Annotated in this window: 1 protein-coding gene; it reads right to left on the bottom strand. The window is 73.2% G+C overall.

Going from position 1 to position 12,408, the window contains the following annotated elements:
* Window positions 1-11,962: type I polyketide synthase (locus AC0699_RS33805; protein ID WP_478667978.1), on the bottom strand; the 11,962-nt coding region annotated here is incomplete at its 3' end.
* Window positions 11,963-12,408: the final 446 nt, after the last annotated feature.

Below are 12,408 nucleotides of genomic sequence, written 5' to 3'. Positions count from 1 at the left end.
CCACCTGGCGGAACTCCTCCAACATCCCGTCCATGTGCGGCGAGTGGAAGGCGTGACTGACCATCAGACGCTTCGTCTTACGGTCCGTGAAGGACCCGGCGATCGCGAGCGCCGCGTCCTCGTCACCGGCGATCACGACCGACTGCGGGCCGTTGATGGCGGCGATGCTCACGCGGTCGGTGTCGGTGAGGAGCGGCAGGACCTCGTCCTCCGAAGCCTGCACCGCGATCATCACCCCACCGGCCGGCAGCGCCTGCATCAGCCGGCCGCGCGCGGCAACCAGGGTGCAGGCGTCCTCCAGGGAGAAGACCCCGGCCACGTACGCGGCGGCGATCTCACCGATGGAGTGACCGGACAGGAAGTCCGGCCGCACACCCCACGACTCGACCAGCCGGAACAGCGCCACCTCGACCGCGAACAGCGCCGGCTGCGTGTACTCCGTGCGGTCGAGGGCGTCGCTGTCGGCGCCGAACAGGACGTCCTTCAGCGGCCTGTCGAGTACCGCGTCGAGGTGGGCGCAGACCGCGTCCAGCGCGTCCGCGAACACCGGGTAGGTGTCGTACAGTTCGCGGCCCATGCCGAGGCGCTGGCTGCCCTGCCCGGTGAACAGGAAGGCGGTTCGGCCGTCGGTGATCGTGCCCGTCGTGGTGCGCGGCGCGGATTCACCGGCAGCGAGGCGCGTCAGGGTGTCGCGGAGGTCGTCGGTGTCCGTGGCGGTCAGGACGGCAGCGGCCCGGTGGTGGAGGTGGGCGCGGCCGGTGGCCAGGGAGTAGGCCAGGTCGACCGCGTCCGTGGTGGCGTCCAGGTGGGCGGTCAGTGCCGCCGCCTGCGCGCGCAGGGCTTCCTTGGTCTTGCCGGAGAGGAGGTACGGGAGGATCCGCGCCGGTCGTGCGGTCGGCTGGGGGCCGGTGGGCGTGAGCTGTTCGGCGGCGGGCTCGGTTTCCGGGGCCTGCTCGATGATGGTGTGGGCGTTGGTGCCGCTGATGCCGAAGGAGGAGACGCCGGCTCGGCGGGGGCGGCCGGTGGCCGGCCAGGCGCGCTGTTCGGTGAGGAGGTCGATGTCGCCGGCGGTCCAGTCGACGTGCGGGGTGGGCTCGTCCACGTGCAGGGTGCAGGGCAGGACGCCGTGGCGCATGGCCAGCACCATCTTGATGATGCCGGCGACGCCCGCGGCGGCCTGGGTGTGGCCGATGTTGGACTTAATCGAGCCCAGGAGAAGGGGCTGGTCGGTCGGGCGGTCCTGGCCGTAGGTGGCGAGTAGGGCCTGGGCCTCGATGGGGTCACCCAGGCGGGTGCCGGTGCCGTGGGCCTCGACCGCGTCCACGTCCGTGGCCGAAAGGCCGGCGCTTGCCAGGGCCTGGCGGATCACACGCTGCTGGGAGGGGCCGTTGGGAGCGGTGAGGCCGTTGCTCGCGCCGTCCTGGTTGATCGCCGAACCACGGACCACGGCAAGGACCGGGTGGCCGTTGCGGCGGGCGTCCGAGAGCCGCTCGACCAGGAGCATGCCGACGCCCTCGCCCCAGCCCGTGCCGTCGGCGGCAGCGGCGAACGCCTTGATCCGGCCGTCGGTCGCGAGGCCGCGCTGACGTGAGAAGTCGATGAAGTTCTCGGGGGTCGACATGATTGTCACACCGCCGGCGAGGGCCATCGAGCACTCGCCGTTGCGCAGCGCCTGGACGGCCCAGTGCAGGGCGACGAGGGAGGAGGAGCAGGCCGTGTCGACGGTGACGGCCGGGCCTTCGAGGCCGAACACGTACGAGACGCGGCCGGACATGACACTGCCCGCGTTGCCCGTGCCGACGTGGCCTTCCAGGCCGTCCTGCTCGCGGGTGACCAGGTGGAGGTAGTCCTGGCCGTTGGTGCCGATGAAGACACCAGCTCGGCTGCCGCGCAGGCTCTCGGGGTCGATGCCGGCCCGCTCGAAGGCCTCCCAGGAGGTCTCCAGCAGCAGCCGCTGCTGCGGGTCCATGGCCAGGGCTTCGCGCGGCGAGATACCGAAGAAGTCGGCGTCGAAATCAGCGACGTCGGCGAGGAAGCCGCCCTCGCGGGCGTACGAGGTGCCGGCCTGGTCGGGGTCGGGGTGGTAGAGGCGGTCCAAGTCCCAGCCGCGGTCGGCGGGGAACTCGACGACCGCGTCCGTGCCCTGTGCGAGCAGTCGCCACAGGTCTTCGGGAGTCCGCACGCCACCGGGGAAGCGGCAGCTCATGGCAACGATCGCGATCGGGTCCCCGTCGACGGCGGTGGCGACGGGCAGCAGCGCTCCGGAGACGGGCACGCTGCCCACGAGCTCGGCGCGGAGGTGGTCGGCCAGGGCGGCGGAGGTGGGGTAGTCGTAGATGAGCGTGACGGGCAGCCGCAGTTCGGTCGCGGCGCCGAGTCGGTTCCGCAGCTCGACCGCGGTGAGGGAGTCGAACCCCAGCTCCTTGAAGGCGCGTTCCGCGCCGATCGCGTCGGCGCCGTCGTGGCCGAGGACGGCGGCCACGTGCGTCCGGACCAGGCTGAGGAGTTCGCGCTCCTGCTCGGCGGGGGCGAGTACGGCGAGCCGGCCGGCCAGGGTGAGCGGGAGGCCGGTGTGGGCGGTGGGCCGGCCGTGGGTCTCGGCCTGGGCCTGGGCCTGTGTGGTCGCGCGTACTTCGCTCAGATCGCTGAAGAGTTCGCTGCGGCGTACGGCGGTGTGCTGGGCCAGGTACCGGGTCCATTCGACGTCGGCCACCGTGAGGGCGGCGGCGTCGTGGGCACCGACGGCCTGGCGGAGGGCGCGGATCGCGCGGTCGGCGGCCATGGGCGGCACGCCGTCCCGGCGCATCCGGGCCTCAAGGGCCTCGTCGGCGGCCATGCCGCCCTCGGCCCACGGACCCCAGGCGATCGAGGTCGCGGCCAGGCCGGCGGCACGCCGCTGCTCGGCGAGGGCGTCCAAGTAGGCGTTGGCAGCCGCGTAGTTGGCCTGACCGGCGGCACCGACGGTGCCGCTCATGGAGGAGAACAGCACGAAGGCGGAGAGATCGATGCCGAGCTCGACGGTCAGCTCGTGCAGGTTGAGCGCGGAGGTCGCCTTGGCGCGCAGGACGCTCTCGAACCGGTCGGGCGTCAGGGCGTCCAGGACGCCGTCGTCCAGGATTCCGGCCGTGTGGACGACCGCCGTGAGGGTCGCCGCCTCGGCGGCGAGCAACTCGCGCAAGGCCTCGCGGTCGGCGGCGTCACACGCCACCACCGACACCTCCACGCCGAGCTCGGACAGTTCCGCCGCGAGCTCAGCCGCGCCCGGCGCGTCCGCGCCCCGCCGGCTGGTCAACACCAGACGCTCCGCGCCCGCCCCCGCCAGCCACCGCGCGACCCTGCCCCCCAGAGCACCCGTACCACCGGTCACCAGGACCGTGCCGGTCGGCGCCCAGGACGGGGAGGTCTCGGCCCGCGCCGCCCGTACGAGTCGGCGTCCGAAGACCCCGGAGGAACGAATGGCGAGCTGGTCCTCTCCCGCGGCTCCGCCGGCCAGCACCCCGGCCAGCCGAGCCATCGCCCGCTCGTCCCACACCTCGGGCAGGTCCACCAGACCGCCCCAACGCCCAGGGACCTCCAGAGCGGCCACCCGACCCAGACCCCACACCTGCGCCTGCACCGCCGAAACCAGACGGTCCGAACGCCCCACACTCACAGCACCACGGGTCAGGCACCACAGCGGCGCCTCCACCCCGGCATCACCCAACGCCTGCACCAGAGCAGCCGTCGCAGCCACACCCGCAGCCTCGTCCAGCGCCAGCAGCGACACCACGCCCGCGACGGAACCGACGCCCGCGACGGACAGCAGTCCGGCGACCGCGGCCCGATCCGCGCCCGGCTCGACCACCACACCGCAGACCTCGGTGCCACGCCCGGCCAGCGCGCCCACCACGGCCGCGACCAGGGAGTCGTCCTCGCACGCACTGGGTACGACGACGACCCACTCGCCGCCGGGCACGCCGGACGACAGGGCGGCAGCCGTGAGCGGCTTCCACGACGCCCGGTAGCGCCAGCCGTCGACCTGGGCCTGCTCCTGGTGCTGCCGGCGCCAGGCCGACAGCGCGGGGACGAAGTCACTGAAGCTCGGGTCGTCGTCGGCCTCCAACTCGGCCAGCAGGGAGGCGAGATCGCCGCGCTCCACCGCGTCCCAGAACCGGGCGTCCACCGCGTCGACCGGCAGGGCGGCCGACACGGCACCGCCGTACGACAGGATCGTCTCCGGCCAGAACCGCTGCCGCTGGAACGCGTACGTCGGCAGCTCGATCCGCGCCGAACCCGCGCCCGTGCCCGCACCCGCACCCGAACCGGCGAAGAAGGCGGACCAGTCCACCTCCACACCGCGCACGAACGCGTGCGCCAGAGCCCCCACCAGCGACTCCGCCTCCGCACGCCCCGCGCGCAGCACCGGGGCGAAGGCGGCGTCCGTGTCGCCGGTCAGGCAGTCCTGCGCCAGCGCGGACAGCACACCGTCCGGGCCGAGTTCGACGTACGTGGTCACGCCGGCGGCCTCAAGCGCCCGCACGCCGTCGAGGAAGCGGACCGCCTCGCGGACGTGCCGGACCCAGAAGTCGGCCGAGGACATCTCGCCCTCGGTGACCAGGGCCCCGGTGAGGTTCGACACGACCGGAATGCGGGGGGACGCGAAGGACAGGCCCTCCACGACTCGGCGGAAGTCCTCCAGCATCCCGTCCATGTGCGGGGAGTGGAAGGCGTGGCTGACCGTGAGCCGCTTGGTCTTGCGGTCCGTGAAGGACCCGGCGATCGCTACCGCCGCGTCCTCGTCACCGGCGATCACGACCGACTGCGGGCCGTTGATGGCGGCGATGCTCACGCGGTCGGTGTCGGTGAGGAGCGGCAGGACCTCGTCCTCCGAGGCCTGGACGGCGATCATCACGCCGCCGGTCGGGAGCGCCTGCATCAGCCGGCCGCGCGCCGCGACCAGGGTGCACGCGTCCTCCAGCGAGAGCACCCCGCTGACGTGCGCGGCGGCGATCTCGCCGATGGAGTGTCCGGAGAGGAAGTCCGGGCGGATGCCCCAGCTCTCCACCAGCCGGAACAACGCCACCTCTACCGCGAACAGCGCCGGCTGGGTGAACGCGGTCTGGTCCAGCACCTCGCACTCGGCGCCGAACAGGACGTCCTTGAGCGGCACTTCGAGCTGCGCGTCGAAGCGTGCGCACGCCTCGTCCAGCGCGTCCGCGAACGCCGGGTAGGCCGCGTACAGTTCACGGCCCATGCCGAGGCGCTGGCTGCCCTGCCCGGTGAACAGGAACGCCAGTCCACCACCCGACACCGTACCCTGGACCAGGCCGGGCGCGTGCTCACCGGACGCGAGGGCGGTCAGGCCGGCCGTCAGCTCGTCACGGTCGGCGGAGCCCGCGACCAGGACCGCCCGCGTCTCCAACTTCGCCCGGGCGGCAGCGAGCGAGTACGCGACATCGGCGATACCGGCCTGCGGGTTCTCGGCCAGCCACGACGCGAGCTGCTCCGCCTGGGCGCGCTGCCCGGCAGGGTTCTTGCCTGTGACGACGAACGGCAGCACCGGGCTGGTGTCACCGGTGTGGTGCTCGGGCGTCACGGCCCCGGCCTCGGCCGGGGCCTCTTCGATGATGGTGTGGGCGTTGGTGCCGCTCAGACCGAAGGAGGAGACGCCGGCTCGGCGGGGTCGGCCGGTCGCCGGCCAGGCGCGCTGTTCGGTGAGGAGGTCGACGTCGCCGGCCGTCCAGTCGACGTGCGGGGTCGGCGCGTCGACGTGCAGGGTGCGGGGCAGGACACCGTGGCGCATGGCCAGCACCATCTTGATGATGCCGGCGACGCCCGCGGCGGCCTGGGTGTGGCCGATGTTGGACTTGACCGAGCCCAGGAGGAGCGGCTGGTCGGTCGGGCGGTCCTGGCCGTAGGTGGCGAGCAGGGCCTGGGCCTCGATGGGGTCGCCCAGGCGGGTGCCGGTGCCGTGGGCCTCGACCGCGTCCACCTCGGCTGCCGACAGACCGGCACTGGCCAGGGCCTGCCGGATCACACGCTGCTGGGAGGGGCCGTTGGGGGCCGTGAGCCCGTTGCTCGCGCCGTCCTGGTTCACGGCCGAGCCGCGGACCACGGCAAGGACCGGGTGGCCGTTGCGGCGGGCGTCCGAGAGCCGCTCGACCAGCAGCATGCCGACGCCCTCGCCCCAGCCCGTGCCGTCGGCGGCAGCGGCGAACGCCTTGATCCGGCCGTCCTCCGCCAGGCCTCGCTGGCGGCTGAAGTCGACGAAGGCGTCCGGGGTGGACATGACGGTCACACCGCCGGCGAGGGCCATGGAGCACTCGCCCTGTCGCAGCGCCTGAACGGCCAGGTGCAGGGCGACGAGCGAGGACGAGCAGGCCGTGTCGACCGTGATGGCCGGGCCCTCAAGCCCGAAGACGTACGACAGGCGGCCGGAGACCACGCTTGCCGCGTTGCCCGTCCCGACGTGGCCTTCGAGGCCGTCGGCCTCGCCCGCGACCAGGGAGAGGTAGTCCTGGCCGTTGGTGCCCACGAAGACACCGGCTCGGCTGCCCTTCAGTACGGCGGGGTCGATGCCGGCCCGCTCGAAGGCCTCCCACGAGGTCTCCAACAGGAGCCGCTGCTGCGGGTCCATGGCCAGGGCCTCGCGCGGCGAGATGCCGAAGAAGTCGGCGTCGAAGTCGGCGACGTCGTAGAGGAATCCGCCCTCGCGCGTGTACGAGGTGCCGGGCCGGTCCGGGTCCGCGTCGTAGAGGCGGTCCAGGTCCCAGCCGCGGTCGGCCGGGAACTCGGCGACCGCGTCCGTACCCTGCGCGAGCAGCCGCCACAGGTCTTCGGGAGTCCGCACGCCGCCCGGGAAGCGGCAGCTCATGGCGACGATCGCGATCGGGTCGTCGTCCGTCGTCGCGGCGATCGGCAGTCCGGCGTCGGTGTCCGCCGCCGGCGCGCTGCCGACCAACTCCCCACGCAGGTACTCCGCGAGGGCCGACGAGGTCGGGTAGTCGTACACGAGGGTGGTCGGGAGCTTCAGCCCGGTGGCCGAGCCGAGCCGGTTGCGGAGGTCGACGGCGGTCAGGGAGTCGAATCCGAGCTCCTTGAAGGCACGTTCGGCCCCCACGTCGTCGGAGCCCTCGTGTCCGAGCACGGCGGCGACCTGGGTCCGGACCAGGGCGAGCAGCTCCCGGTCCTGCTCGGCCCGAGGCAGTCGGGCCAGCTTCGCGAACGCGGCGCCCGCGACGTCGGCGCCCGTCACCACGGTCCCGTGACCGGTGGCGGCGGCATCGCCCGTCGATCCGCCGGCGACGAAGTCGGCGACGGACGGGTTGGGTCGGACGGCCGCGACGATGGCCGAGAAGCGGTCCCAGCTGATGTCCGCGACGGTCAGCGCGGTCTCGCCGGCGCCGACGGCCTGCGCCAGCGCGGCGATCGCGGCATCGGGAGCCATCGGCGGCACGCCTTCACGCCGCATCCGCGCGTCCATCGCCTCGTCGGCGGCCATGCCGCCCTCGGCCCACGGACCCCAGGCGATCGAGGTCGCGGCCAGGCCGGCGGTGCGCCGCAGTTCGGCGAGGGCGTCCAAGTAGGCGTTGGCGGCTGCGTAGTTGGCCTGACCGGCGGCACCGACGGTGCCGCTCATGGAGGAGAACAGCACGAAGGCGGAGAGATCGATGCCCAGCTCGACGGTGAGATCATGGAGGTTGAGCGCGGAGGTCGCCTTGGCGCGCAGGACGCTGTCGAACCGGTCGGGCGTCAGGGCGTCCAGGACGCCGTCGTCCAGGATTCCGGCCGTGTGGACGACCGCCGTGAGGGTCGCCGCCTCGGCGGCGAGCAACTCGCGCAAGGCCTCGCGGTCGGCGGCGTCACACGCCACCACCGACACCTCCACGCCGAGCTCGGACAGTTCCGCCGCGAGCTCAGCCGCGCCCGGCGCGTCCGCGCCCCGCCGGCTGGTCAACACCAGACGCTCCGCGCCCGCCCCCGCCAGCCACCGCGCGACCCTGCCCCCCAGAGCACCCGTACCACCGGTCACCAGGACCGTGCCGGTCGGCGCCCAGGACGGGGAGGTCTCGGCCCGCGCCGCCCGTACGAGTCGGCGTCCGAAGACACCGGAGGAACGAATGGCGAGCTGGTCCTCTCCCGCGGCTCCGCCGGCCAGCACCCCGGCCAGCCGAGCCATCGCCCGCTCGTCCCACACCTCGGGCAGATCGATGAGGCCGCCCCAACGCGCGGGGACCTCCAGAGCGGCCACCCGGCCGAAGCCCCACACCTGGGCCTGGACAGCCGAAACCAGGCGGTCCGAACGCCCCACGCTCACCGCACCACGGGTCAGGCACCACAGCGGCGCCTCCACCCCGGCATCGCCCAACGCCTGCACCAGAGCAGCCGTCGCAGCCACACCCGCAGCCTCGTCCAGCGCCAGCAGCGACACCACGCCCGCGACGGAGCCCGCATCAGCCAGCAGCCCGGCGAGAGCAGCCCGATCCGAGCCCCCCTCGACAACAACCCGCCGGACCTCAGCCCCACGGCCGGTCAGCGCATCCACCACGGCCGTGTCATCCACGCCCTCGGCAGGCACAACGACCAGCCAGGACCCCGACAGCCGCACGCCGGCCGCACCATCGGTCAGCGGCTTCCACGACACCCGGTAGCGCCAGCCGTCCACCTCCGACTGGGTTCGGACGCGGCGGCGCCAAGCCGACAGGGCCGGGACGACCTCGCTCAGCGGCTGTTCGCCGGAGGTGTCCAGTTCGAGTGCGGCGGCGAGTGCGGCCACGTCCTGGTGCTCGACCGCGTCCCAGAACTCGGTGTCGGCCGGGTCGGTGCGGTGCGTGGATGCTGTCGCCGGATCGGCGGCGGGGGTGCGGGAGTTCATCCAGTACCGCTGCCGCTGGAAGGCGTACGTCGGCAGCTCGACGCGCCGGGCGCCGGTACCGGCGAAGAACGCGGCCCAGTCGACTTCCGTACCGCGGACGAACGCCCGAGCCACGGCGTGGAGCAGGGTGGCCGGCTCGGGGCGGCCGGTGCGCAGTGCGGCGGCGAAGGCGAGGGGCTGGGAGGTGGCGGGGGCCGAGGGGTCCTGCGGGTCGGTGGCCAGGCAGTCCTGGGCCATGGCGGTGAGGACCGGGTCGGGGCCGAGTTCCAGGAAGGAGTCGGCGCCGCGGGCCTGGAGGGTGCGTACGCCGTCGAGGAAGCGTACGGCTTCGCGTACGTGCCGGACCCAGTGCTCGGGGTCGGCCAGTTGGGCGGCGGTGGCCGTGGTGCCGGTGAGGAGGGAGACCACGGGCAGAGTGGGGGTGCCGTACTCCAGGACCTGTGCCACGCGGCGGAACTCGTCGAGCATGCCGTCCATGTGCGGGGAGTGGAAGGCGTGGCTGACGGTCAGCCGCTTGGTCTTGCGGCCCTGGGTTTCGAAGGCCTCGGCGACGGCGACGACGGCGTCCTCGTCGCCGGCGATGACGACCGACTGGGGGCCGTTGATCGCAGCAATGCTGACCCCATCAGTCAGCAGCGGCAGAACCTCGCCCTCCGAGGCCTGGACGGCGATCATCACGCCGCCGGCGGGCAGTGCCTGCATCAGCCGGCCCCGGGCCGCGACCAAGGCGCACGCGTCTTCCAGCGAGAAGACGCCCGCCACGTGCGCGGCGGCGATCTCACCGACGGAGTGGCCTGCCACGAAGGCCGGCTTCAGGCCCCAGGACTCGACCAGCCGGTACAGCGCCACCTCGACCGCGAACAGTGCGGGCTGGGTGTAGGCGGTCTGGTGCAGGAGGGCGGCCTCGGGGGTGTCCTCGTCGGCGAACAGAACGTCGAGCAGTGGGTGTTCGAGCTGCTCGTCGAGGTACCAGCAGGCGTTGTCGAGGGCGTCGGCGAACACCGGGTAGGTGGCGTAGAGTTCGCGGCCCATGTTCAGCCGCTGGCTGCCCTGGCCGGTGAAGAGGACGGCGGTGCGTCCGGCGGCGGGTTCGCCGTGTACGACGGTGGGCGCGTCGGTGCCGTCGGCGAGGGCGTGCAGGCCGCGCAGGAGTGCGGTGCGGTCGTCGCCGAGGACGACGGCGCGCTGTTCGAAGCGGCCGCGGGTGGCGGCGAGGGAGTGGCCGGTGTCGAGGGGGTCGGCGTCCGGGTGGGCGTCGAGCCAGTCGCCGAGACGTCGGGCGGTGGCGCGCAGGGCTTCGGGGGTCTTGGCGGACAGGGCCCAGGGCAGCGGCCCGGCCGTGTCCTGGGACTCGCCCGGGCCCGCGGCCGGCTCGTCCACCAGCGAGTCCGGCGACTCGTCGCTCGGCGGCTCCTCGATGATGGCGTGCGCGTTGGTGCCGCTCATGCCGAAGGAAGAGACGCCCGCCCGGCGCGGGTTGTCGGAGGCGGGCCATGCGACCGGCTCGGTGAGCAGCGAGACGGCACCGGCCTGCCAGTCGACGTGCGGGGTCGGCGCGTCGACGTGCAGGGTGCGGGGCAGGACGCCGTGGCGCATGGCCATGACCATCTTGATGACGCCCGCGACGCCGGCGGCGGCCTGGGTGTGACCGATGTTCGACTTCAGGGAGCCGAGCCACAGGGGCCGGTCGGCGGGCCGGTCCTGGCCGTAGGTGGCCAGCAGGGCCTGCGCTTCGATCGGGTCGCCGAGGCGGGTGCCGGTGCCGTGTGCCTCGACGGCGTCGACGTCGGCGGCCGAGAGGCCCGCGTTGGCGAGCGCCTGCCGGATGACGCGCTGTTGGGCGGGGCCGCTGGGGGCGGTGAGGCCGTTGCTGGCGCCGTCCTGGTTGATGGCGGTGCCGCGGACGACGGCGAGGATCCGGTGGCCGTTGGCGCGGGCGTCGGAGAGTCGCTCGACCAGGAGCATGCCGACGCCTTCGCCCCAGGCGGTGCCGTCGGCGGCGGCGGCGAAGGGCTTGCAGCGGCCGTCGGGGGCCAGGCCGCGCTGGCGGCTGAAGGAGACGAAGGAGCCGGGTGAGGCCATGATGGCGACGCCGCCGGCGAGTGCCAGGGAGCATTCGCCGGTGCGCAGGGCCTGGACGGCGAGGTGCAGGGCGGCCAGCGAGGAGGAGCAGGCGGTGTCGACGGTGACCGTGGGGCCTTCGAAGCCGAAGGTGTAGGCGATGCGGCCGGAGGCGACGCTGGCGGCGTTACCGGTGACGAGGTAGCCCTCGAATCCGTCGGTGGCGTCTTCGAGTCGGGGGCCGTATTCCTGGGTTTCGGCGCCGACGAAAACGCCGACCTGGCCGCCGCGGAGTCGGGCGGGGTCGACGCCGGCGCGGTCGAACGCCTCCCAGGAGGTTTCCAGCAGCAGGCGCTGCTGCGGGTCCATGGCCTGGGCCTCGCGGGGGGAAATTCCGAAGAATCCGGCGTCGAATTGGTCGGCGTCGTGGAGGAATCCGCCTTCGCGGGCGTAGCTGGTGCCGGAGCGGTCGGGGTCGGGGTCGTAAAGGGAGTCGAGATTCCAACCGCGCCCGGTGGGGAATTCGGAAATGGCGTCGGTGCCGGCGGCGACGAGGTCCCAGAGGGCTTCGGGGGAATGCACGTCGCCGGGGAATCGGCAGCCGATTCCGACGATGGCGATCGGTTCGTCGCTGCCGACGGTGGCGGTGACGGGTGCCTCGGCGGGGGCGGTCAGCCCCAGCAGGAGGGCGTGGATCCGGCGGGCGAGGTGGGCGGGTGTGGGGTGGTCGAAGGCCAGGGTGACGGGCAGGCGCAGGCCCGTGCCGGCCACGAGGCGGGCGTGCAGGTCGACGGCGGCGAGGGAGTCGAAGCCCAGGTCGAGGAAGGAGCGGTCCGGGTCGAGGGTGGCGGGGGCGTTGTCGCGCAGGGTGGCGGTCACCAGGGTGGAGACCCAGTCGAGCAGGGCGGTGTGCTGTTCGCCCTCGGTCAGGCCGGCGAGGCGTTCGCGCCATCCGTCGGGGCCTTCGCCGCTGCTGACGTCCTGGGTTCCGCCGGTCTCAGGGGCGCCGTCGATTTCGGCTGCGAAATCCTGGGACTCGTTCAACATCGCGCGCTCCATCACTCCGTGCAGAGAAACCTAAGACCGGTTATGACCCTGGCACGGGAGAGGCGGCGCAGAAACCCCTAACGGTCCCCTAGGGACCCCTAGTCGAGAACCCTGGTCGAGAACCATCCGGAAACCGCGATGAATATGCGGGTGCGGACGAATCATAATGCCCTCGGAGTGTGGGCAATTGCAAGCAGGAATGGCGGGGGCGGAGATCCCCTACCGGCCCCTGCCGGGCGGGGCTGGGGTGGGAGCGGTGGGCGGGCGAAGGGACCCTCCATGCGCAGGGGCGGCGGGAGACGACAGAGTCGGGGGGGGGGGGGGGGGGGGGGCCCCCCCCCCCCCCCCGGGGGGGCCGACCGCTGCGGGGGGAGGAGGTGGTTCGTGGGGCGTGGGGGGTCGTTTCCGGAACAGGGGGGGCAGCCAAGGTCCGGCTTCCCCCGTGA

Source organism: Streptomyces sp. NPDC043870, assembly GCF_056435785.1.
The sequence above is the reverse complement of the archived record's forward strand: the minus strand, read 5'-3'. Positions and strand labels throughout refer to the sequence as shown.